The organism is Micromonospora sp. NPDC005206 (assembly GCF_040608175.1).
GTDB lineage: Bacteria > Actinomycetota > Actinomycetes > Mycobacteriales > Micromonosporaceae > Micromonospora.
The window spans coordinates 405,461-427,781 of the sequence record NZ_JBEXHU010000003.1 but is presented as its reverse complement, the minus strand read 5'-3'; the positions used below and the strand labels follow the sequence as shown (position 1 = coordinate 427,781).

At 69.9% G+C, this 22,321-nt stretch carries 22 protein-coding genes and 3 pseudogenes; 19 read left to right on the top strand and 6 right to left on the bottom strand.

Features of this window, described 5'->3' with window-relative positions:
• Positions 1 to 299 precede the first annotated feature (299 nt).
• From ABZU69_RS06120 to ABZU69_RS06105, 4 genes are all read left to right on the top strand, one after another.
• Entirely contained in the window at positions 300 to 770 is a 471-nt protein-coding gene (locus ABZU69_RS06120) for a hypothetical protein (RefSeq protein ID WP_354963298.1), read from the top strand.
• Between the two features lie 248 nt (positions 771 to 1,018).
• Positions 1,019 to 1,249: a hypothetical protein gene (locus ABZU69_RS06115; protein ID WP_354963323.1), complete on the top strand. Its 231-nt coding sequence runs from the start codon at positions 1,019 to 1,021 to the stop codon at positions 1,247 to 1,249.
• 35 nt (positions 1,250 to 1,284) lie between these two features.
• Positions 1,285 to 1,482, top strand: a complete 198-nt coding sequence (locus ABZU69_RS06110; protein WP_354963297.1) for a hypothetical protein — start codon at positions 1,285 to 1,287, stop codon at positions 1,480 to 1,482.
• A gap of 242 nt (positions 1,483 to 1,724) precedes the next feature.
• Positions 1,725 to 1,871 carry a hypothetical protein gene (locus ABZU69_RS06105; RefSeq protein WP_354963296.1) on the top strand — a complete coding sequence of 49 codons (147 nt, stop codon included), beginning with the start codon at positions 1,725 to 1,727 and terminating at the stop codon, positions 1,869 to 1,871.
• 290 nt (positions 1,872 to 2,161) lie between these two features.
• Here the strand turns inward: ABZU69_RS06105 and ABZU69_RS06100 are convergent, their stop codons facing one another.
• On the bottom strand, positions 2,162 to 2,653 hold the full coding sequence (locus ABZU69_RS06100) for a hypothetical protein (RefSeq protein ID WP_354963295.1): 492 nt from the start codon (positions 2,651 to 2,653) through the stop codon (positions 2,162 to 2,164).
• 212 nt (positions 2,654 to 2,865) lie between these two features.
• Here ABZU69_RS06100 and ABZU69_RS06095 point away from each other — a divergent pair, with 212 nt between their 5' ends.
• The 5 genes and pseudogenes from ABZU69_RS06095 to ABZU69_RS06075 all read left to right on the top strand — a co-directional run bounded on the left by ABZU69_RS06095 (position 2,866) and on the right by ABZU69_RS06075 (position 7,555).
• On the top strand, positions 2,866 to 5,010 hold the full coding sequence (locus tag ABZU69_RS06095) for a hypothetical protein (protein WP_354963294.1): 2,145 nt from the start codon (positions 2,866 to 2,868) through the stop codon (positions 5,008 to 5,010).
• 58 nt (positions 5,011 to 5,068) lie between these two features.
• A complete protein-coding gene (locus tag ABZU69_RS06090) occupies positions 5,069 to 5,506 on the top strand; it encodes a hypothetical protein (RefSeq protein WP_354963293.1) in 438 nt (145 codons plus the stop codon).
• A gap of 102 nt (positions 5,507 to 5,608) precedes the next feature.
• Positions 5,609 to 5,731: pseudogene (locus ABZU69_RS06085) on the top strand (IS5/IS1182 family transposase); the annotation flags it as partial.
• A 257-nt stretch (positions 5,732 to 5,988) separates the two neighbouring features.
• Entirely contained in the window at positions 5,989 to 6,654 is a 666-nt protein-coding gene (locus ABZU69_RS06080) for a helix-turn-helix domain-containing protein (protein ID WP_354963292.1), read from the top strand.
• Positions 6,655 to 7,264: 610 nt separating this feature from the next.
• A complete protein-coding gene (locus ABZU69_RS06075) occupies positions 7,265 to 7,555 on the top strand; it encodes a hypothetical protein (protein ID WP_354963291.1) in 291 nt (96 codons plus the stop codon).
• A 241-nt stretch (positions 7,556 to 7,796) separates the two neighbouring features.
• Here the strand turns inward: ABZU69_RS06075 and ABZU69_RS06070 are convergent.
• Both ABZU69_RS06070 and ABZU69_RS06065 read right to left on the bottom strand, forming a co-directional pair.
• A pseudogene (locus ABZU69_RS06070) lies at positions 7,797 to 7,958 on the bottom strand (magnesium chelatase domain-containing protein); the annotation flags it as partial.
• A gap of 30 nt (positions 7,959 to 7,988) precedes the next feature.
• On the bottom strand, positions 7,989 to 8,348 hold the full coding sequence (locus tag ABZU69_RS06065; RefSeq protein WP_354963290.1) for a YraN family protein: 360 nt from the start codon (positions 8,346 to 8,348) through the stop codon (positions 7,989 to 7,991).
• A 265-nt stretch (positions 8,349 to 8,613) separates the two neighbouring features.
• On the opposite strand from ABZU69_RS06065, the pseudogene ABZU69_RS06060 reads away from it, so the two are divergent.
• The 5 genes and pseudogenes from ABZU69_RS06060 (at position 8,614) to frr (ending at position 13,302) form a co-directional block, all read left to right on the top strand.
• A pseudogene (locus ABZU69_RS06060) lies at positions 8,614 to 9,634 on the top strand (hypothetical protein).
• A 212-nt stretch (positions 9,635 to 9,846) separates the two neighbouring features.
• Entirely contained in the window at positions 9,847 to 10,761 is a 915-nt protein-coding gene (gene rpsB / locus ABZU69_RS06055) for a 30S ribosomal protein S2 (protein WP_354963289.1), read from the top strand.
• Between the two features lie 138 nt (positions 10,762 to 10,899).
• On the top strand, positions 10,900 to 11,727 hold the full coding sequence (tsf, locus tag ABZU69_RS06050; RefSeq protein WP_354963288.1) for a translation elongation factor Ts: 828 nt from the start codon (positions 10,900 to 10,902) through the stop codon (positions 11,725 to 11,727).
• A 161-nt stretch (positions 11,728 to 11,888) separates the two neighbouring features.
• A complete protein-coding gene (pyrH, locus tag ABZU69_RS06045; protein ID WP_354963287.1) occupies positions 11,889 to 12,656 on the top strand; it encodes a UMP kinase in 768 nt (255 codons plus the stop codon).
• A gap of 88 nt (positions 12,657 to 12,744) precedes the next feature.
• Positions 12,745 to 13,302, top strand: coding sequence for a ribosome recycling factor (gene frr / locus ABZU69_RS06040; protein WP_354963286.1), 558 nt, complete (start codon positions 12,745 to 12,747; stop codon positions 13,300 to 13,302).
• A gap of 73 nt (positions 13,303 to 13,375) precedes the next feature.
• On the opposite strand, the gene ABZU69_RS06035 is transcribed toward frr, so the two are convergent.
• On the bottom strand, positions 13,376 to 13,747 hold the full coding sequence (locus ABZU69_RS06035; protein ID WP_354963285.1) for a hypothetical protein: 372 nt from the start codon (positions 13,745 to 13,747) through the stop codon (positions 13,376 to 13,378).
• Positions 13,748 to 13,858: 111 nt separating this feature from the next.
• On the opposite strand from ABZU69_RS06035, the gene ABZU69_RS06030 reads away from it, so the two are divergent.
• The 3 genes from ABZU69_RS06030 to ABZU69_RS06020 all read left to right on the top strand — a co-directional run bounded on the left by ABZU69_RS06030 (position 13,859) and on the right by ABZU69_RS06020 (position 17,713).
• Positions 13,859 to 15,259: a phosphatidate cytidylyltransferase gene (locus tag ABZU69_RS06030; protein WP_354963284.1), complete on the top strand. Its 1,401-nt coding sequence runs from the start codon at positions 13,859 to 13,861 to the stop codon at positions 15,257 to 15,259.
• A gap of 104 nt (positions 15,260 to 15,363) precedes the next feature.
• The gene (gene rlmN, locus ABZU69_RS06025) at positions 15,364 to 16,521 is read left to right on the top strand and encodes a 23S rRNA (adenine(2503)-C(2))-methyltransferase RlmN (protein ID WP_354963283.1); all 1,158 of its coding nucleotides are present in this window, start codon (positions 15,364 to 15,366) and stop codon (positions 16,519 to 16,521) included.
• A 31-nt stretch (positions 16,522 to 16,552) separates the two neighbouring features.
• Positions 16,553 to 17,713: a DivIVA domain-containing protein gene (locus ABZU69_RS06020; protein ID WP_354963282.1), complete on the top strand. Its 1,161-nt coding sequence runs from the start codon at positions 16,553 to 16,555 to the stop codon at positions 17,711 to 17,713.
• Positions 17,714 to 17,796: 83 nt separating this feature from the next.
• On the opposite strand, the gene ABZU69_RS06015 is transcribed toward ABZU69_RS06020, so the two are convergent.
• Positions 17,797 to 18,018, bottom strand: a complete 222-nt coding sequence (locus ABZU69_RS06015; RefSeq protein WP_354963281.1) for a DUF2631 domain-containing protein — start codon at positions 18,016 to 18,018, stop codon at positions 17,797 to 17,799.
• Positions 18,019 to 18,218: 200 nt separating this feature from the next.
• Here ABZU69_RS06015 and ABZU69_RS06010 point away from each other — a divergent pair, with 200 nt between their 5' ends.
• Together ABZU69_RS06010 and ABZU69_RS06005 are read left to right on the top strand one after the other, a co-directional pair.
• On the top strand, positions 18,219 to 19,799 hold the full coding sequence (locus ABZU69_RS06010; protein WP_354963280.1) for a Rieske 2Fe-2S domain-containing protein: 1,581 nt from the start codon (positions 18,219 to 18,221) through the stop codon (positions 19,797 to 19,799).
• A gap of 197 nt (positions 19,800 to 19,996) precedes the next feature.
• A complete protein-coding gene (locus ABZU69_RS06005) occupies positions 19,997 to 20,650 on the top strand; it encodes a TMEM175 family protein (RefSeq protein WP_354963322.1) in 654 nt (217 codons plus the stop codon).
• On the opposite strand, the gene ABZU69_RS06000 is transcribed toward ABZU69_RS06005, so the two are convergent.
• Positions 20,631 to 22,226 carry an NAD(P)/FAD-dependent oxidoreductase gene (locus ABZU69_RS06000; RefSeq protein WP_354963279.1) on the bottom strand — a complete coding sequence of 532 codons (1,596 nt, stop codon included), beginning with the start codon at positions 22,224 to 22,226 and terminating at the stop codon, positions 20,631 to 20,633. The genes ABZU69_RS06005 and ABZU69_RS06000 overlap by 20 nt on opposite strands.
• Positions 22,227 to 22,321: the final 95 nt, after the last annotated feature.

Sequence of the window (22,321 nt, the reverse complement as noted above, 5' to 3'; positions counted from 1 at the left end):
CGCTGCGCCAGCTCGGCAACCGCCTCGTCGGCATCCTCCACGGATGCCTCAAGACCCGCTCAATCTACGACGAACACAAGGCCTGGGCTCACCACCGCACAGCAGCCGCTTGACATTTTGAATCCTGGGATGTCTGCCGCGATCCGCGCGCTACGCGGCGTCACGAAGTGCTGACTCAGCCGGCATACGCACATGCCGATGAGCGGATGCCGACGGACTGGCTGTCTGCATGACACCGGAGTTGGCCCTGCACGCGCTGGCCGACAACGGTGCCGTCGGCTGGGTCATATGCTCGCCGGGTGACGGACGAGGAGACTACGGAGCTTGTCATCGATCGCCTGCTCCTAGCGTTGGCGGCGCAACTCGACACGTCGGGGAGTCCGGCCCTGGCGGCCGGTGCGGCCGAGGCGCTCGCCGATTTGAGCAGAGCCCAGGCCGATGTCATCTTCGGCCAGGCGGGCCATCTGGTTCACTACGGCGCGGACACCGAACCGCTGAAGACTCTCATCCACGCGATCACGGCCATCCAACGCGATGAGGCTCCGGCAGATGCCGCGGTCAAGCCGGGTGACGAAGTGCGACTCGTGGGTGAAGTGCCAGAGAGTCTTGCCGACTATGACGAGACGTGGCTCCGCGAGACCACGTTCGTCGTCCGCTACGTCGGTAGGAACGCGATGGTCGACGTGCAGCCGGACCTGGCCGAGGATTACGTGATCGCGGCGGTGCCGGCCGCCGGCGTGGAACCCTTGCGAAGGGAGAGCACTCCGTAGCATCGCCGCATCCGCTCAGGTACGACTGTGGTCCATGCGTCCGGTGGATACGTCGGCGACAACCATGATGCCGGACACGCCGACGACGGCGACGCGTGCCCGCCCACGTCCGCTTCTGCCGCTGTCCGCGCGCCCGCCGTTGTGGATGCCCTGGGCCTGTCAGCGCCACGGCGTGAAAGTGTTTCCTGGGGCCCGCTTGCGGGCTCCTTCACACTGTGGAGGTAGCCGCCACCCCTGCGGAGGGCAACATGACCGACCAGCCGCCGACTCAGCAACCACCGGTTCCAGGCCCGACGCCGGGCTACCCGCCGTATCCGCCCTATGCGTACTCTCCGCCGGTCAACATGTACGCGATCCTCGCGCTGGTCTTTGGCGCGATGGTGTTCCCGCCGTTGGCCTCGGGTATTCAGACGGGTTGGCTGGTCATCGATGGCGATGAAGGAAGGGTGCGTCCGGCCTGCGAGGATGTGATTTCCTAGATCTCATCCACTGTGGAAACGAATGCACCCTTCCGGTGAAGAAGCGTAACGCCTGGGCCGACAAGCTCTCCGTGGCCACCACGGGCAGGAACCTGATCGGTCACGCCGGAGCGGTGTTGCTGCGGCGCTGCGGTGACCGCACCGGTCTGACCGGCGCGTTGAGCGCGGTCCTGCCCACGGGCAAGGGCCCGGGCTGGCTCGACCGGGGCGTGGTTTTGAGGTTCTGGCGATGATCCTGTGACCGGCTTGCTGTCATGCGGCGAGGAGGATCCGCTTACGGAGTAGGTCGAAGCTGGCTCGGCCGTACATCTGCCTTTTGATCGTTTTGATGCGGTTGACGATCCTGGTGGTTAATTCGTGGCGCGCCGGTCGGTGTGATGGCTCGGGGCCGTGATGTGGGTGATGGTGTCGGTTCGCTGCCGGTGTTTTTTCCCTTCGTCCCGGCTGCGGGCCAGTCGCGAGCCGACGACCACTGATGGCGATGTTCGCCCTCCTGCCGCACTACCCGCGCGCGACTTTCGCAGTGCTCGACGTTGCCGGGCACAACCTCCAGATCGAGCAGCCACGACTGTTCGACGCCTTGATGCACGAATGGCTCGACCGAGGCGCTGCGGAGCGATAGGACGAGGCCTCCATGACATGGCTGCGCGACGAGACCTGGCGCCAGCCATCCTCACTTGCCGCTTGGAGGACACTGGCACCGGCTGTGGTCGTGACGCACCGATTGGCGCAGCCCGAGCGCCCGGACTGCTACTGGATCTGAGGCAGGTCCGGGCGTCGCTGGGGGCGGCGCCGCAGCTCGCGGGCTCGACATCCCCCGTAGCGCGCCATGGTGCCTCAGATCCAATGACAGTGCCTCGGGTCAACTGGCAGAGCTGGGACCACGTCCGGTCGCAGGAGTCGTCGCCCTATTCAGATGGACGGGTCGAGGTGTGCGTTCCACACGGGCGCCGCGCGCTCATGGGAATCAACTCCGGCGAAGAAGGCGTCGGTCAACGCGGGATAGTCCTGCCTGTCGATGCCAACGACCTCGATGAACTTGGGCCGGTGCACGGCGAAGCCGTCGGGACTCGGCTGCGGGCGGTAGGGCACGCCCATCTTGAAGGACCGACGGGCCGGCTCGTATTGGACGGCGTCGACGATCAACGCGTCGGTCCGTCCACCAGGCAGGTGCAGGTACCCGTCGACCACCAGCACTGCGCGAATCGCACCGTGTTGGTTCGTCTGTAGCGCCTCCTGGCCGGCTTGTGCGCCGGCGCCGACATCGTCGAAGGCGAACCGGTCCATGCCGCGATCGCCGCTGGCCTGCTCATAGCCCAGCAGCGGGATCAGTGTCGCTCCATCCGAGACGCCCCAGATGCCGTGGGCGGCAAAGAACCCGGCCAGTCGGGCGATTTCCTGCATGGCTGCCAGTATTCCAGGGCCACGCGCGCCGTGCTGCCCCAATATTGCCAGTGAACGGCCCAACCTGCACAGCTGTCCAATTTGGATGAATAGTTCCGGCAGGGCTTCGGGCAGCGACCTTTGTGAATATGCTGGCCGGGATCTTGGTTGGTTACGTATAGACGGAGGTGTCGGTGAGACACAGAAGACGATGGCGGTCAAGGCTTGCCGCGGTGGTTGCGGCACTGGTTGCCGCGCAGGTGGCGCTCGTTGCCGCCCCGGCGTCGGCAGGGTCGGGCCGCCTGTGGGAGGTGGAGGTCGCCAAGATCCCCACCGTCAAGTACACGCGTGACGCGAAGGTTTACGTCACCGAGGCCACTCAGGCGTTGCGCCCGTTTGTCGGTGACGGGTTGGGTGACAGCCGGATCGACACGGTGTTGGCGGATGTCGACAGCCGGTACTTCGACGGCGCCCGCCTGAATAGCGCCGCCGAGGGTGCGGTCGCGTTCGACAACCTGAAGCACCTCGAGGCGTTCCTCAAGGGCCGCATGAACGGCGCCAGCCCGCCCAACGGCGAGTCCGAACAGGCGCACGTCAGGGCGCTGGTGGAGACCCTCACCGGTGTGCGGCTGCTGGCTGACGCGGCGATCCAGGACGCCGAGGCGACGATCGGTCCGTTCCGGGCCAGCCCACCACCCGCGCCCGCCCCGGCGGGGCTGACCGAGGCGTTCGCGGACCTGGAGGCGGCCAAGGTCAACCTGGCCAAGGCCGACGACATGCTGGCCAAGGCCAACCCGGAGCCGGCGACGATCCAGGCGACGAACGCCTGGTCGAGCGGCTTCAACGTGCTCACGCGGCTCGGGATCACCTACACCGGTGACCACGACAACGACGGCGTGGTCGACGTGGTGGAGCTGCGCTTCGGCTCCAGCCCACTGCTGGTCGACTCCGACGGCGACGGACTGACCGACAAGTTCGAGATCACCGAACTGGCCGGCTGGACCATGCCGGGCCGGTTCGACACCGACGACGACGGGGTGCCGGACGGTGCCGAGGACGTCGATGGCGACGGACTGACCAACCTGCGCGAGCAGGAGCTGGGCACCTCGCCGACCGAGGCGGACACCGACGGCGACGGGGTCAGCGACGGCGCCGAGGTGGTACGCGGCACGAATCCGCTGGTGGCGGACAACCCGCCGCCGCCGGTCAGTGAGCCGGCCGACCCGGTGCAGACCACGCCGACGGACACCGACACCGACGGTGACGGCATCCCGGACAGCACAGAGGTCGACGACAGCGAGACGGATCCGGCGAACCCGGACACCGACGGCGACGGCCTGGGTGACGGGACGGAGATCAATGAGCACCTGACGAACCCGCTGAGCTCCGACACCGACGGTGACGGGATCGCCGACGCCTACGAGCTCGCACACGCCGAGGACCAGGGCCTGGATCCGCTGATCCCGGACGAGCGGGTCAGCAAGTGGTCGTACGTGACCGATTTCGTGGTCGGTCTGATCGCCGGTGACTTCTCGCCCAGGGATTCGATGGCGTGGCTGTCGGGATACCTGTGTTCCGGCGGTCTGAGCCTGATCCCGGTGGTCGGCTGGGTGCTCGGTGGCCTGGCGGATCTGCGTGACACCGTCGCCGCGTTCATCAACCAGGATTGGGTCGGCGCCGGGTTGAGCATCATCGGCCTGGTCCCGTACGTCGGTGACGCGGTGGCGATCCCGGGCAAGGCCGCGAAGTTCGTGGCGCGCTACCTGCACCGGCTCGACAAGGTGATCCACTTCGTCGCCAAGTACGACAAGATCTCCGACAGCGTCAAGATTCTGACCATCCGTGCCATCATGCTCGGCAACTACGGCCGGCTCACCGACGCGGGGTTCGCGGACGACGTCATCCTGCGGCTGGCCCGCCGGGCCGACAACAGCCTGGGGCGGCTGGCGGACGCGTTGACCGACGCGGTGACGCCTACGCCGGCGCCGATTCCGTGGCTGCGTGGCGCGGACCGCGGCGAGGACTACTTCGCCGACGTGCTGATGGCGGGGGTGCCGGGTCTGCGCGGGCGGGCCGGGCGGTTCGAGACGCCGGGCGTGCCGAGGCCGGGGTCGGCGCGTGAGCCGGACTTCCTCGAGACCGGCCCGCCGCTCAAGCTGCACGAGGTGAAGACCGGCAAGCCCTACCCCGGCCACTATCTCAAGCAGTGTGCCCAGGACCGGCATCTGCTCGACACGCAGCAGGTGGCCGAGGTGATGTGGCACTTCATGCCGCACGCCAACGGGTCGCTGGACGTCCCGCAGGATCTCCTCGACTGCCTGCGCAGCAAGCGGATCCCGTTCAAGATCTACCCGTCGAACGGCTCCTTCTGGCCCTGATCCCTTCCGTGTGGGGCCCGGTGGCGACACCGGGCCCCCTTACCCGATAGTGAGAGTCATGAGCTGGTTGCGACGCTCCCGCCCTGCCTACGCGGTCGACGGTGTCGAGCCGCAGCGCATCGACGGCTGGGACGTTTTCGACGGCGACGCTCTGGCCGGGCAGCCCGCCATGGCCGAGGCCGCCGCGCGCCTGCCGCAGGACCCCGCGCTGCAGGATCTGCCGGCCTATCTGGCGGTCTGCACGAAAGACGGCCGGGAGTGGACCCTGAGCTTCGACGACGGGATGCTGGTGGTCTTCGACCTGTCCTATCCCGGCAGCGACATCTTCGAGCAGGTGCTGACGGCCGCGCCGTGGACCGAGTCGGTCGACCGCGTCGACCGCGAGGTCTTCCTGTTCACCACGACCGGGGCGCTCACCGCCGACGTGGTGATGGCGCACTGCGTCGACGTCTGCGGCGAGGTCTTCCGCAGGCTCGGCGATTCGCCGCCGGCTTAGAGGTCGCGCGGAATGGTGGGGCTGGCTGGCGTGTCTGAACGAGTGCAGGCACAGAACTGGCGATCATGAAGTTGCTGACGCTTCGTGTTCACGGGAGGTTCTGTGCCTGCCACCCCAGCGTGGCTGATCGAGCCGTTGTGGGTCCAGTTCGCCGCGCTGCTACCCGAGCGGCCCATGTACCAGCCGGCGCATCCGTTGGGCTGTCACCGTAGGCGGGTCGATGACCTGTTGGGTTCGTAAATTCGGTTCGGTGGCTGTGACGTGTGGCTTTGTGCGAGGTCGGCCTAATCAGGGCGGCGACGATCCAAGGTATGGCCGCCTCGCTGGTGTACCTGCTCCTGCGTCAGATCCTGCAGATGCTGACCCAGCTCGCCCGGGACGGCGGCGCGAAGGACGTCGTCGAACTTCTGGTCTTACGGCATTAGGTGGCGGTGCTGCGCCGGTAGGTGCACCGACCCGATCTCCAGCCCGCGGACCGGGTGGTGCTGGCGGCGTTGTCGCGGCTGCTGCCTCGGCAACACTGGGCGGCGTTCTTCGTCACCCCGGCGACCCTGCTGCGCTGGCATCGACAGCTGATCGCACGACATTGGACCTACCCACACGCGCGACCCGGCCGGCCACCCGTAGACCGCGAGATCCGGGAACTGGTCCTGCGTCTGGCCGTGGAGAACCCGACTTGGGGGCATCGCCGGGTGCAGGGTGAGCTCGCTCGTCTGGGCCACCGGCTCGCGGCCAGCACGGTATGGAAGATCCTGCACCAGGCCGGCGTCGACCCGGCGCCCCGCCGGACGGGACCGACCTGGACGCAGTTCCTGACCGCTCAGGCGCGCACCATCTTGGCCTGCGACTTCTTCACCGTCGACACCGTGTTCCTGAAACGGATCTACGTACTGTTCTTCATCGAGCTCGCCACGCGCCACGTCCACGTCGTCGGTGTCACCGCACACCCGACCGGCACCTGGGTCACTCAGCAAGCACGGAACCTGCTCGTGAGCCTCGACCAGCGCGCCGACGGGCTCCGGTTCCTGCTCCGCGATCGCGACACGAAGTTCACCGCCGCCTTCGACACGGTCTTCACCGCGGCGGGCATCGACGTGATTCGAATACCGCTCTCTGGCTATGGCTTGAGGACACCGACGTGGCTATGACCTGCGTGCGGGTCGTGCTGGAGCAGACCTGCCGTGCGAGAGCTTGGCGTATCAAGCCGGCACGGGCTACGCGCGTTGAAGCCGGCGGTGGCGTAGCTTCACCTGCCAGGTGGGTCGAAGCGGCCGGCTGGAAAAGGCTCGGTGTCCTTTCCCGCGCTCTAGGCGAGTTTGCACACATCAACGTTCGATCGAGATGGACTGGCGCGCGAGGTGCCCTAAACGCAATCCAGGATCCGAATGAGAGGTGGCCTGAGAACACGGCCCGAGGTAACGCTCTAGACTCTGCTGCCTACCTTTTAGCTCACGAGGTTGCGGTGCGGCTAGATGCAGTGACACCCACCTTTGGTGAGAAGTTTCGTGAGTCCGTTACTCTGTTTGATAGAGAGGCCCATGAGGAGCACGTGGAGCGCCTATTGGAACGCGGTCAAGCTTTGAAGGGCTTCGACTTTGGTGAGCCGGAATTTGTTCCTGCGGAGGTCCTGCACCTGCCTTGACCGACGAGAACTCCGACTTGGAAGCAACGGCAAGGTGGATCTAAGTCCGTAGCGGATTCGTGTCGGCGAGTTACGAACCACGGCGCTGCGCCATGGCCGAACCTCCGCCTCGAATCATGGTGGTTGATGCCGCTGACGATGCCAACAACCCGGGAGCGCATGATGATCGGATGGCGGCAGTGGAGGCGTGGTTCCTGGGTGGTCCGGTCGACGGGCGACTGATGCCAGTGGAGGTCACGGCCGATGGGAGCCCGCCGGCGGTGGTCAAGCTGCCCCAGACAGGCATCTACGTCGGGCCGAGTGATTTTCCGACGCCCACGGTTGAGCAAGTCTACGTCCTCGCCGACAGGTTCGATGACGTCGAGGTCTACCAGTACCGGCAGCCCGCTTCGGAGGCGACGGACTGACAGCTGCAGCCGTCCGAGGGCGCAGTGCCCGCCACGCCTCGTTCTGCCACTGCTGGTTGGGCGGGCCGGCAGGGATGGTGAGGCCACTGCGTGATCGTCCACATGTTGCTGGTTATGCAGGAAACGAAAGCGATCATCACAGTGGGCTGCCTGGGGTCGGCCGGGCTGGGCAGGTCAGGATCGTCGCCGACCAAGCGAGCGTCGCACAGGCAGAATCTGAACAGAAGAACTTGACAGGGAAGACCACGGCGGCCCGGACCCGGTCGCGGGCCTCGTGCAGGGCGGTGTCCGGTAGCCCGGAGATCACCACCGCCGGCAGGCCGGCGGCGAGGTCGGCCTCCACCTCGACCAGGTGACCGGTGACGCCGACCAGCCCCACCGAGAGCACCTTCGCGTAACTCATGTCGCCCCCCGACCTCCCGGAGCGCGCATCTCAGAACGCGCCCTTGAGGTGGTCGACCCGGGCCGGACCGGCATCGGGCAACCGCACCGAGAGCACGTCGAACCGCACCTCCTCGGCGGTCGTCCCGGTCTCGGCCAGCCAGCGCGCGGCGAGCCCGCGCAGCCGCCGTGCCTTGGCGGGAACCACCGCCTCGGCCGGGGTGCCGAAGCTGTCGCCCCGGCGGGTCTTCACCTCGCAGAAGGCGAGCACGGGCCCGTCCCAGGCGATGATGTCGATCTCTCCGGCCGGGCAGCGCCAGTTTCGGGCGACCGGGCGCAGCCCCGCCCCGATCAGGTGCCGGGTCGCACAGCGCTCGCCGTACGCGCCGACCGCCTGGTTCCGCTTCGTCATGGACGGCACCGTGCCCGCCGAGGCCCGAACGCCGCGACCCCGACGCCGGCCACCTGTGGACAACGGCCGTCCTGTGGACGACCAACCGATCAACCCTGCCCTGTCCTATGGGGGAACACCGCCCTGGCAGGCCCTCGCGGAGGGTATGTGCCGTGAACCCGATATACCCCAGAGGCATAGTTATGACTCTGAGGTATACCGCTCACAGTGGTGGATGCCGTCGATCCTGCACCGTGCGTCCTGATGAGGCGGGCGCCGGGCTGAAATGGCGCGGCGGCAGTCCGTCGCATACGGTGCCGGACGTGGACGAACGACGGAGCTTTCCGGAAGATCAGGAGTCGCGCTGGTATCCCGACGAGCGGGGTCGCGGCTACGGCGAGTCGGAGTGGCGTGGCGCGGGCGAACCGCGGTACCGGGACGACGAGGTCCGGGTTCCCGATCAGCGCGGCGCCGACGAGGGCCGCTACGGCGACGACACCGGCGCCGGTCGCTTCGGTGCTCCGGAACCGGACTCCGGGCGTTTCGGTGCTGTCAGCGCCCAGCCGGGCCGCTCCGGTGCGCCCGAACCGGACTCCGGGCGGTTCGGGACGGTCGACCCGCTGGGTGACGCCCGGCCGGAGGCCGACGGTTACCGTGCTGCCCGCTCGTGGCGGGCGGACCGCGACCCCTCGGAGGTCTCCGGTGAGCTGCCCGGTCGCCGGGCCCGGGATGCGGCTTCGACGGGCTCGCCGCCGACGGCCGCGCGGGAGCCGATGTCGTTGACCGGCGCCCGCGAGGCGACGTCCGCCGGCGATCCGACTGCCGGTGCGCTCGCTGACCAGACTCGTCCCGCCCCGCTCAGCGGGTACCCGATCGTCGACCCGGCCCGCGGTGGCGACCAGCCGCACCCGCTGGAGATGCCGACCGGCCCGATGCCGCCGGTCGGTCCCCGGGGCGGTGAACTGCCCGCGGCGGAGCCGCCGGTGTACCCGCCAGCCGCCGACGGCGTCTACCGCACCCGCCGCCCGGCGCTGGCGGTGCTCTTCGCCCTGCTGGTGCTGATCTTCGAGATCCCGGCGCTGCGGGTGCTGCTCGACGGGGTGACCAGCGACCCGCTGTCCGCCGGGAACGTGGTGGTGGGCATGTTCCTGGTCGCCGGGCTGCCGATCTTCGCAACCGGGCTGTACGGGCTACGAACCGGCGGTCTGGCGCTCTCCGACAACGGTCGGGGCTGGCTGCGCCCACCGACGGCGTACCTGACCGTCGGCCTGGTGCTCTTCGTCGCCGCCGCGCTCGCCGCCGGCTGACCCGGCAGCCCGGCGGGCGGGCAGGGGCGTACACTGGCCAACTGGCGACCGCCTCGTGCGGTCGACCTCGCGCGCCCTCTCCACGAATCGTCGTGGGGCGACGGCCTCCCTGGTCCCGATCTTGGTCGGGAACACCATGGCCGGCGACCAGGCGCCAGGACGCCCGGCCACCGGCCGGGCGTGACAACCAGGGATCTTGAGGAGTACCCACCATGGCCGTCGTGACCATGCGCCAGCTGCTGGAGAGCGGTGTCCACTTCGGGCACCAGACCCGGCGCTGGAACCCGAAGATGAAGCGCTTCATCATGACCGAGCGCAACGGCATCTACATCATCGACCTGCGCCAGACCCTCGAGTACATCGAGAAGGCGTACGAGTTCGTGCGTGGGACCGTCGCCGAGGGTGGCAGCATCCTCTTCGTCGGCACCAAGAAGCAGGCTCAGGAGGCGATCTCCGAGCAGGCGACCCGCGTCGGCCAGCCGTACGTCAACCACCGCTGGCTCGGTGGCATGCTGACCAACTTCCAGACGGTGTACAAGCGCCTTCAGCGGATGAAGGAGCTGGAGGCCCTGGGTGACCTGAGCGGCACCGCCGCCGGGTACACCAAGAAGGAGACCCTGCAGCTCTCCCGCGAGAAGATCAAGCTGACCCGCACGCTGGGTGGTCTGCGGGACATGCAGAAGCTGCCGGCTGCGGTCTGGATCGTCGACACCAAGAAGGAGCACATCGCCGTCGACGAGGCCCGCAAGCTGGGCATCCCGGTGATCGCGGTGCTGGACACCAACTGCGACCCGGACGAGGTCGACTTTCCGATCCCGGGCAACGACGACGCGATCCGCTCGGCCGAGCTGCTGACCAGGGTCGTCGCCGCCGCCGTCGCGGACGGTCTCATCGCGCGTTCCGGCCGCCGCCGGGGCACCGACGAGAAGCCCGAGCCGGGTGTCGCCACCGACGAGCCGCTGGCCGAGTGGGAGCGCGAGCTGCTTGAGCAGCCGAAGAAGGCCGACGAGTCGGCCGCCCCGGCCGAGCAGCCGGCGCAGGCCGCCGCTGAGCAGCCGGCGCAGGCCGCCACCGAGCAGCCGGCACCGGCCGCCACCGAGCAGCCGGCGACCGCCGCCGCGGAGTGACCGCACCGTCGCTGCCCCGTCGTCCGTTTTTCCGGACGGGCGGCGGGCGGCGACGGTACGCCGGGCACGATCGGCCCGGTTCCGGGTAACCGGCACCTCTGACCATCCACACGCCGTCTCAACACCGAAGAGAGAGCCATGTCCCAATTCACCGCCGCGGACGTCAAGAAGCTCCGCGACCTCACCGGCGCCGGCATGATGGACAGCAAGAAGGCGCTGACCGAGGCCGAGGGCGACTTCGACAAGGCCATTGAGATCCTGCGCGTCAAGGGCGCCAAGGACGTCGGCAAGCGGGCCGGCCGTACGGCCGCCAACGGCCTGGTCGCCCACTCCGGCAAGGCGCTGCTCGAGCTCAACTGCGAGACCGACTTCGTGGCCAAGACCGAGTCGTTCATCGCCCTGGCCCAGCAGCTGGTCGAGCACGGCGAGCGCTCCGGCGTGAACAACGCCGAGGAGCTGCTCGCCAGCGAGCTGAACGGCAAGGTCGTTGCCGACCTGATCCAGGAGCAGTCCGTCAAGATCGGCGAGAAGCTGGTGCTCAACCGGTTCGCCAAGGTCGAGGGCACCACCGCGGTCTACCTGCACCGCAAGGCCCAGGACCTGCCGCCGGCCGTCGGTGTGCTGGTGTCGTACAGCGGCAAGAGCGACGAAGCGGGCGACGCTGACGCCCGTGGTGTCGCCATGCAGATCGCCGCGATGCGGCCGAAGTACCTCACCCGGGACGAGGTTCCGGCCGAGGTCGTCGAGTCCGAGCGGCGCATCGCCGAGCAGACCGCCCGCGAGGAGAACAAGCCCGCGGCGGCCCTGCCGAAGATCGTCGAGGGTCGCGTGAACGCCTTCTTCAAGGACTACGTCCTGGTCGAGCAGGCGTCCGTGGCCGACAACAAGAAGTCGGTGAAGCAGATGCTGGCCGAGGCCGGCATCGAGGTCACCAGCTTCGTGCGGTTCGAGGTCGGCCAGGCCTGAGCCGCCGCCGGGCGCCGTGGGCGCCCGTGGGCAGGAGACGTCGAGGAGGAGGCCGCCGGTGTACGTGACAGGCACCGCGGCCTCCTCGTCACATAGGGTCGGCAGCGGCAGGTTCGCGGTACGCGCCGCACGGGGCGTGCGCGTGGGGAAGGGCGGGGCGGATGACGCAGGTTGTGAGTGACCGGACGCTGGCGGTGGAGGATCCGACGGCGCCGCCGCCCGGACGCGCCCGTCGGGTGGTGCTGAAGCTCTCCGGTGAGGTGTTCGGTGGCGGCGCGATCGGCGTCGACCCGGACGTCGTCCAGGCCATCGCCCGGCAGATCGCCACCGTGGTCCGCCGCGGCGTGCAGGTCTCCGTGGTGGTCGGTGGCGGCAACTTCTTCCGCGGCGCGGAGCTGCAGAAGCGTGGGATGGACCGGGCCCGCGCCGACTACATGGGCATGCTGGGCACCGTGATGAACTGCCTCGCCCTGCAGGACTTCCTGGAGAAGGAAGGCATCGAGACCCGGGTGCAGAGCGCCATCACCATGGCGCAGGTCGCCGAGCCGTACATCCCGTTGCGGGCGATCCGGCACCTGGAGAAGGGCCGCGTGGTCATCTTCGGCGCTGGCGCGGGGATGCCGTACTTCTCCACCGACACGGTGGCCGCCCAGCGGGCGCTGGAGATCCGGGCCGACGTGGTGCTGATGAGCAAGAACGGCGTGGACGGGGTCTACACCGCCGACCCCCGGGTCGACCCCACCGCGAGCAAGCTCGACTCGATCACCTTCTCCGAGGCGCTGCGCCGCAACCTGCGGGTGGCCGACGCGGCGGCGTTCAGCCTCTGCATGGAGAACGGCCTGCCGATGCTGGTCTTCGGCGCGCAGGGTGACGACACCATCATCCGCGCGGTGGGTGGCGACAAGATCGGCACCCTGATCACCGCCTGAGCCCCGCCCCGCCCGCGGCGACGGCAGCAGCGGTCCCGGCTACTTTCAGCAGAGCCCACGACGAGCACAGAAGGAGGCGAGGAGACCGGTGATCGACGACACCCTCCTCGAGGCCGAGGAAAAGATGGAGCGTGCGGTCGAGCACGCCAAGGAGGAGTTCGGCGCCATCCGCACCGGTCGCGCGAACCCCGCCATGTTTTCCAAGATCATTATCGACTACTACGGTACCCCCACGCCGCTGACCCAGATGGCGTCCGTCGCGATCCCCGAGCCGCGGATGGCGATCATCAAGCCGTACGACAACTCGCAGATCAATGCGATGGAGAAGGCGATCCGCGACTCGGACCTCGGGGTGAACCCGAACAACGAGGGCAACCAGCTGCGCATCCTGCTCCCGCAGATGACCGAGGAGCGCCGCCGCGACATGATCAAGGTGGCCCGGCACAAGGGCGAGGAGGCCAAGGTGGCGATCCGGAACGTCCGCCGCCGTGGCAAGGAGGAGCTGGACCGGATCGTCAAGGACGGCGAGGCCGGCGAGGACGACGGTCGCCGCGCCGAGAAGGAGCTGGACGACCTGACCCAGCGCTACGCGGCCAACATCGACGACCTGGTCAAGCACAAGGAGACCGAGCTGCTGGAGGTGTGATCCTCTGGCCGCTCGACGGCTGAGCTGCCGCGAGGCCCGCCCCCGACGCCGGGGACGGGCCTCGCGTCGTACGTCAGCAGGGGATCCAGATGGTCCTGGTGCTCTCGGCCAGCTGCTCCCCGGTGTACCAGTCGCGCAGCGTGAAGCGAACAGTGGCCCTGCCCGGGTGCAGTACCGGATCTCTCCGGGCGAAGGCCATCCCGAGCTCGACTGTGCCGTCGTCGCACTGGATCTCGCCGGCACCCCGTCCCGAGGTGGCCCAGAGGGTCGGCAGGCCGTCCTGCACCAGCGAGGCCGACATGAGGTGAGGGCCGGCCGGGCAGTTGCGGGCGATGGCCTCTACTCCGGCGACCAGGGCGATGCCCGTCGCCGTGCCTCGTCCGCCGTGCCGGTCCGGCGGGTGCAGTAGGCTCGGCAGGATTCCCGGCCACCGGGCGGTGAACACCGGGAATCGACCGACCGTCGGGGCGGTCGACCAGAGGAAAAAGTCGCGCCGGTAGGGGATGCTTGTGGTCTTGCGTCATGTGGTGGTTCTCGTGCCGCGTCGCGGTGCGTGATGACCCACCCCGACCCCTACAGTGGCGAGCCCCGCGGCTGGGACCGGCCGGAGCGGCCGGTGGCCCTGCCCTGGCCCGAGCAGGAGCTCGAACCGGGCCAGTGGAGCGGTCGTCCGGCCGGCGGCCCTGACCTGTACGCCGAGCCCCGCACCCGCCCGTTCGCCGACCCGTACCCCCCGGACGCGTACGACGAGCATGGCCGGACGGTCCGCCCGGATGGTCAGGACCGTTTCGACGACCGGGACCGGCGCGACCGCTTCGACGAGCGGGACCGGTACGAGGACGACCGGAACCAGCCCCACCGGTACGACGACCGGGGCCGTGCCGGCCGGTACGCCGACCGTCCGCCCGTCGGCGGCGACGCCCCGACCCGGCACGACGGTCCGGAGCGCTTCGGCGACGCCGGTGGTCCGGTCAACTACGACGACGATTCCGGGTATCCGACCGCGCAGCTCGCGCCCATCCGGGCCGACCTCGCTCCGGACCAGGACGCGGTGAGCGGGTCGGAGCCTCCGTCCGGCCGGCGGTCGAAGGGCCGACGCCGGGCCAGTGCCGACCGACCGGCCACCCAGCAGGTGGGCAACGGGCGGGCCGGCCGGAACCTGCCGGCGGCGATCGGGGTCGGGCTCGGCCTCGGCGCGCTGATCGTGGTGCCGCTGGTCTTCTACCCGTTGGCGTTCCTGCCGGTGATCGCCGCCGCCATCGCCGTCGGCATCTGGGAGATGGCCCGGGCGGTCCGGCGCAGCGGGGCTCATCCGCCGCTGGTGCCGCTGATCGCCGGTGGCGTGCTGACCGTGGGCCTGGCCTGGTTCGCCGGCCCGGACGCGCTGAGCCTGGGTCTGCTGGTCACCGTCCTGGGCACCATGATCTGGCGGTTGGGCGACGGCCCGGGCGGTTTCCAGCGGGACCTGACCGCGGCCACCCTGATCGCCGTGTACGTGCCGTTCCTCGGCGGGTTCGCGGCGCTGCTGGCGGCGGCCCCGGACGACGGTCCGCTGCGCATTCTGGCGACGTTGGTCGCGGTGGTCCTCTCCGACACCGGCGGGTACGCGGCCGGCGTCTCCTTCGGTCGCCACCCGATGGCGCCGTCGGTGAGCCCGAAGAAGTCCTGGGAGGGCTTCGCCGGCTCGGTCACCGCGGCGGCGCTGGGCAGCGCCCTGCTGCTCTGGCTGATGTTCGACCTTGCCCCCTGGTGGGGTGCGGTGTTCGGGCTGGCGATCTCGTGCGCGGCGGTCCTCGGTGACCTGGCCGAGTCGATGATCAAGCGGGATCTCGGGGTCAAGGACATGAGCAACCTGCTGCCGGGCCACGGCGGCCTGATGGACCGGCTGGACTCGATCCTGTTCGCGGTGCCGACGGCGTACCTACTGTTGGCGATCTTCGTGCCGGTGGTGAGCTGAGGCATGGATCACGGCGCCCCGGTCATCCCGACCCGGCGGTCGGGGCCGGTTCGACACCTCCGGACAGGTACGTGCCGCCGACGGCGTGACACACTGGACCAGCCATGACGAGCCTGCCGCTGATCCCCGCCATCTCGGACGCCCCCGCCGCACGCCGGGCCTCCATGCCACCGCAGCACCTCGCTGACCTCGACCTGGCCGGCCGCCAGGCGCTGGTCACCGGGTTGGGCGAGCCGGCCTTTCGCGCCAAGCAGGTCTCCAACCACTACTTCGGGCGGCTGGTCCGCGACCCGCAGGAGATGACCGACCTGCCCGCGGCGACCCGGGAGCGGCTGGCCGACCAACTGCTGCCCCGGCTGCTCACCCCGGTCCGCGAGTTGGCCTGCGACGACGGCGCGACCCGCAAGGCGCTGTGGAAGCTGCACGACGGCGCGCTGGTGGAAAGCGTGCTGATGGGTTACCCGGACCGGGTGACCGTCTGCATCTCCAGCCAGGCGGGCTGCGGCATGGCCTGCCCGTTCTGCGCGACCGGCCAGGCCGGGCTGACCCGCAACCTGTCCACCGCCGAGATCGTCGACCAGGCGGTGTACCTGGCCGGGGTGGCTGCCTCCGGTGCGGTCGCCGGGTCTCCACCGCGGCTGTCGCACGTCGTCTTCATGGGCATGGGCGAGCCACTGGCCAACTACTCTCGGGTGATCGCGGCGATCCGCCGCCTGGTCAGCCCGGCTCCCGAGGGGCTCGGCCTGTCGCAGCGGCACATCACCGTTTCCACGGTCGGGCTGGTTCCGGCCATCCGCCGACTGGCCAGCGAAGACCTCTCAGTGACCCTTGCGTTGTCGTTGCACGCCCCCGATGATGATCTGCGCGACGAACTCGTGCCGGTAAACCAGCGCTGGAAGGTAGCCGAGGTGCTGGACGCAGCGTGGGACTACGCCGCCCGGACGGGCCGTCGTGTGTCGATCGAGTACGCGATGATCAAGGACGTGAACGACCAGCCGTGGCGAGCTGACCTGCTCGGGCGGCTGCTGGCCGGCAAGTTGGCCCACGTGAACCTCATCCCGCTCAATCCGACGCCGGGCAGCCGCTGGGACGCGAGCCCGAAGCCGGTTGAGCGGGAGTTCGTCCGGCGGTTGCGCGACGCCGGGGTGTCCACCACCGTTCGGGACACCCGAGGTCGCGAAATCGACGGCGCGTGTGGCCAGCTCGCCGCCGCCGAGGACAACGACACCAACACCGACCGCGCCGGAGAGGCACCGGCGTGACCGGGCGTGGCGAACGAGACCAGGAGACATAGTGGCGAGTCAGGGTCAGCGTTTCCGGCGCAAGGCGCTCCGCCGGGGATACAAGGTCGACGAGGTGGATGCCTTCCTCGACCGGGTCGAGGCGACGCTCGACGGCCGGCAGGTCGGTGCGCCGGTGGCCTCCCAGGAGGTCCACGACGTCGTCTTCCGGGTCCGGTTCAACGGCTACGACGAGTGGCAGGTCGACCTGCACCTGGACCGGGTCGAGCGGCAGCTGGCCGAGCTTGAGGAGCGCGGTGCCGCCGGGCGTGGCGGCGACCCCCGGATGGGTCCACCGGACCGGCTGGGCCCGCCGATGCGCGACGACCGGGGCATGGTCCCGCAGCCGATGCCGCCTCGGCCGATGCCGGCGCAGGCCGGCCCGCCCGACCGCTACGGCCGGTACGACGAGCCGACCGGCGCCTTCGCTGGTGGGTACGACGCCCCCCGCGGCGGTTACGACGCGCCGCGTGGCCCGGGCGGCCCGGCCGGTCCCGGCCCGATGGGTCCGGGTGGCCCGATGGGCGGGCACGGTCTCCCGCCGCGCGGCCTACCCGCCGGTCCGGGTGGCTACGGCCAGGACGATCAGCGGATGCCCGGTGGCTACGGCCCCGACGACCAGCGGATGCCCGGCGGGTACGGCCCCGACGACCAGCGTTCGCCCGGCGGGTACGACGACCAACGTGCGCCCGGTGGCTACCCGCCCGAGGAGCCGCGCTTCGACGGCTTCGAGGCCGGTCGGCACGGCCGTGCGGACATGACCGCCGAGATCCGGATGCCCGAGCGGGACCTGCGCGACATGCGCCGTGGCCCGGCCGGCCCGCCCCCGATGCCGCAGCAGGGCATCGGTGGCCCGCCGATGGCCGGTCCGCCCGCCGTGCCCGGCCCGCCGATGGGCGGTCCGCCGATGGCCGGCCCGCCCGGCAGCGACCTGTACCGCGTCGACCAGATCCGGCGTCGCTTCCAGGTGCGCCGGTTCGGCAGCGGATACGACCCGGACCAGGTCGACCGGTTCTTCGACACCCTGCTCGGCGGCATGCAGGGCCGCAACCCGATGCCGGTCAACCCGAAGGACCTGGACACGCTCCGGTTCGGTCTGGTGCCCGGCGGCTACTTCGAGGCCGAGGTCGACGCCGCGCTCAAGGACGTGCAGGACATCCTCTTCGGGCGCTGACCCGACGCGTACGGACGAGGGCCCGTCCCCGGGTGGGGGCGGGCCCTCGACGTACGTCGGCCGGTCGTCCGGCAGGCGGTCGGTCAGGAGCGCAGACCGTTGCGCCGCAGCACGGCGTCGCCGATCACGATGACCAGCAGCAGCACGGCCAGGCCGACCAGCCAGATGTCCTCGACCTTGCCTTCGTGGTTGCCGCAGATCATCGCCAGCAGCGCCAGCGCGGTGAGGACCGCGCCGATCCGCCCGGCCTTCCGGTGCCCGGGCTTGTGCTGGTCTGGCGACGTTACCGGCTCGCTTCCTGCCACTGTCGGTCCTTCCCTCGCGATCGGATCTCCGGTTAGTCTGGCACGCCTCCTGCCCGGGGCGGCGCGGTGGGGGTTTCCCGGTCATCGGGCCCCCTCCCCGTCCGGGCCGGACGGCACTACCGGCGTCGCGAGGCGGCGGTCAGACTCCCTCCGGTAGCGTTTGGCGTACACCTGATTGTCTGTTTGAGGGGGACTGTGCGGTGCGAGTGACCGGAACCGGGCACGCCAGCATGCGGATCGACACGGCCGCGGGCAGCATCCTGTGCGACCCGTGGGTCAACCCGGCCTACTTCGCGTCCTGGTTTCCATTTCCGGACAATTCCCTGCTCGACTGGGAGACCCTGGGCCAGGTCGACTACCTGTACGTCTCCCACCTGCACCGGGACCACTTCGACGCGGCGCACCTGAAGCGGTACGTGTCGAAGCAGGCGACCGTGCTGCTGCCCGAGTTCCCCACCTCCGAGATGGAGGACGAGCTGCGGGCGCTGGGCTTCACGAAGTTCCTCAAGGCGCCGAACGAGCAGGTCGTCGAGCTGGACGGCGGGCTGAAGATCATGATTCAGGCGTTGACCAGCCCCACCGACGGCCCGATTGGCGACTCCTCGCTCTGGGTGGAGTACGACGGGGTGCGGTTGCTCAACCAGAACGACGCCCGCCCCACCGACCTGAGCATTTTCGCCGAGCTGGGGCACGTGCACGCGCACCTGCTCCAGTTCTCCGGCGCGATCTGGTACCCGATGGTCTACGAGTTGCCGCAGGCGGCGAAGACCGCGTTCGGCAAGCAGAAGCGCGACCGGCAGTTCGACCGTACGTGGCGCTACATCGATGATCTGAAGGCGTCGCACGTCTTCCCGATCGCCGGCCCGCCGTGCTTCCTCGACGACGCGCTGTGGCAGTTCAACGACATCCACGGCGACGAGGGCAACATCTTCCCCGACCAGTCCGTCTTCATGGCGGAGTACGCCAAGGTCGGCGGCACCAACGGGATCGTGCTGCTGCCGGGCAGCGTCGCCGAGGTCACCACCGAGGGCGCCACGACCACCCACCCGGTGCCGGTCGACGAGTTCTTCGCGAACAAGGTCGCCCACCTGGAGGAGATGCGGGAGCGCAAGCGGCCCGTCATCGAGGCGGAGAAGGCGTCCTGGCGGCACCCCGAGGTGGACGTGCTGGCGGGGATGAAGAGCCGCATCGAGCCGCTGCTCGACGAGTCGATCTACCTGGCCAAGGGCGTCGGCGGGCCGGTCCGCTTCGACCTGGTGGGCTACGACGGTGAGAGCGTCGAGTCGATCGTCGTGGACTTCCCGGGCAAGGAGGTCCGGCCGTACGCCGACGAGAAGGTCCGCTACCGGTTCCGTACCGAGCGGGCGCTGATCGAGCACCTGCTCTTCATCGACGAGGTGGACTGGGTCAACTCGCTCTTCCTCTCCTGCCGGTTCTCGGCGGCCCGGATCGGCCAGTACAACGAGTTCGTATACGCGTTCTTCAAGTGCCTCTCCGAGGAGCGGCTCCAGTACGCCGAGGGCTGGTACGACGAGCACGAGCGGACCACCGACGCGGAGGACATCACCCTGGGCGACTGGGTGGTGCAGCGGCGCTGCCCGCACCTGAAGGCCGACCTGACCCGGTTCGGCATCGTCGAGGGCGACCAGCTCACCTGCCAGCTGCACGGCTGGCGGTTCGACCTGCCCAGCGGCCGTTGCCTGACGAGCGTCGGCCACAAGGTCCGCGCCCACCGCGTCGACGCGGAGACCCCGGCCCCGGCGGGCGAGGCGCTGAGCTGACGAGCCGGCCGGGCACCCGAGGTGGGTGCCCGGCCGCACGCCCGATCCGCGTCCGCGCGGCCCCTCGATGCGCCACGATGCAGTGGAGAGCGGCGAAAGCCGCGGTCCGGAACCAACCGGACCCATCGAGAGCGGGGCGGGGCGTGGCGGGGGCGGACGCGCAGAAGGGTGCGTACCGGTACGGGCGCGGCCGGGAGATGGCCCGGGACGCGGCGCGGGTGGAGACGTTCAGCGACGGGGTCTTCGGGGTCGTGCTGACGGTGATGGCCGTCGAGCTGCTCCAGAACGGCCCCGCCCGGGAGAGCGGGCGGGAGCTTCCGGACGCGCTCGCCCACGCCTGGCCGTCCTACCTGGCCTACGTGATCACCTTCGGGATCGCCGGCCAGATCTGGCTCGGCCATCACAACATGTGGCGGTACGTGGTCCGGGTCGACCAGCCGCTGGTGGTGTTCAACCTGCTCGTGCTGCTCTTCGTGGCCGCGATCCCGTTCACCGCCGACCTGCTGTCGGACAACCTGCGCGGGAGCGCGACCGAGCAGCGACTGACCGGCGCTCTCTACCTCGGCACCGTGCTCGGCGAGTCGCTCTTCTTCAACCTGAGCTGGTGGTGGGCCCGCCGGCGCGAACTGCTGCACCCCGACCTGGACCCCGAGCTGGCCCGGGCGGTTTCCCGGCGACTGCTGGTGCGTCCGCTGCTCTACCTGACCGCCTTCGCCTTCGTCTTCGTCGACCCGATCCTCAGCCTGGTCCTCTACCTGCTGCTCGTCGGCCTCTCCCTCATTCGCCGCCCCGGCGACCTGCCCCGCTTCGCCGCCGAGGTCGGCGACGGGGTCAGCGGCCGAGGTCGCTGAGGATCCGCTGGGCGGCGTTGTGACCGGCGGCGCCGATCACGCTGCCGGCCGGGTGGCAGCCGGCGCTGCCGGCGTACACGCCGTCGACACCGGTGGCGTAGGGCATCCGGTCGGCGAACGAGACGGTGTTGTCGACATGGTGGATGTGCCCGCCGGTGATGCCGAAGTGGGCCTCGATGCCCGGCGGGGGTAGCGGCACCGCGTCGGCGATCAGGTCGGCGGTGCCGGGGGCGTACCGCTCGACGATCCCGATCAGCCGGTCGACGTAGCCGGGCAGCTCCGCGTCCCAGGTGGTGCCGCTCAGCTCGTAGGGGACCGACTGGACGAAGAGCGCCGAGGAGTGGTGCCCTGCGGCGTCGGAGAGCGACGGGTCGACGGTGGTGTGCAGGTACCACTCGATGGTCGGCTCCGTCGGCAGCCGCCCGGCCTGCACGTCCGCCCACATCGCGCGCAGCGCGGCCATCGGCGAGGTGGCGTCGCCACCGACCAGCGACGCCGAGCCGGGCAGCAGGTGGATGGTCGAGCCGAACGGGCTCGGCGTGCCGGTCGGCAGGCAGGAGAAGTGCGGCAGCCCGGTGAGCGCCAGGTTGAGCTTGAGGGTGGTGCCGGGGCGGCGGACCGCCGCCATCCGCTCGCCGAGCGGCGCCGGCAGCGCGCCGTCGGGCAGCAGGTCCATCAGCCGGTACGGGTCACACGCGCCGAGCACCACCCGGGCGGCGACTTGCCGGCCGTCGGCGAGCATGACGCCACTCGCCGCGCCGCCGTCCAGGGTCACCGCGGTCACCGGCGTACCCGCCAGGATGGTCGCGCCGGCGGCGCGGGCGGCGTCGGCGAAGGTGCGCGACACGGTGCCCATCCCGCCCTCCGCGATCATCCAGGTGCCGCCGGAGCCGGGAAGTCTGCACATGTTGTGAACGAGGAAGTTGTGGCCCGTCCCCGGGTCGTCCGGGCCGGCGTTGAGCCCGGAGAGCCCGTCGGTGACCGCGTACATGCTGACCAGCAGCTCGGAGCGGAACTCGAACCGGGCGAGGTAGTCCGCGACCGAGCCCCGGACCAGGTCGACGAACGTCTGTCGCAGCGCCGGGCGGACGTGCCGGTCGGCGGTCTCCTCGGCGGTCAGCGGCTCGGCGAGCCAGGCCGGGGCGAGATCCTCGCGCAGCGCGGCCAGCTCGGCCTGCATGGCGTCGTCGGCGGCCACGTCGGCGGGGGAGAAGAACTCGGCGAGCTGTGCCCGGGTGGCCGCGGTGTCACTGCCGAAGAGCAGGTACGGCGAGCCGAGACCGCCCGGCGTGGGCAGGAAGTAGTGCGGGTCACGGCGCAGCACCGGGATCCGCACGTCGAGCGTGGCGAGCAGCTCCGGCGGCATCAGCCCGAGCAGGTACGAACCGGTGGAGTGGCGCAGCCCCGGCACCTTCGGGAACGGGTTCTCGGTGCGGGTCGCGCCGCCTATCACGTCGGCGGCCTCCAGCACCAGGACGTCCAGGCCGGCGCGGGCCAGCAGGATGGCGGAGACCAGACCGTTGTGCCCCGCGCCGACGATCACGACGTCGGTGCGGCCGGGAAGTTCGCTGCTCATGCCGCGGCAGCCTAGCCCTCACCCCCATCCCCCTCCACCCCTTCCGAGGGTTGATCAAGAGGTTTGCGTCATCGGGACGGCGTCTGGTGACGCAA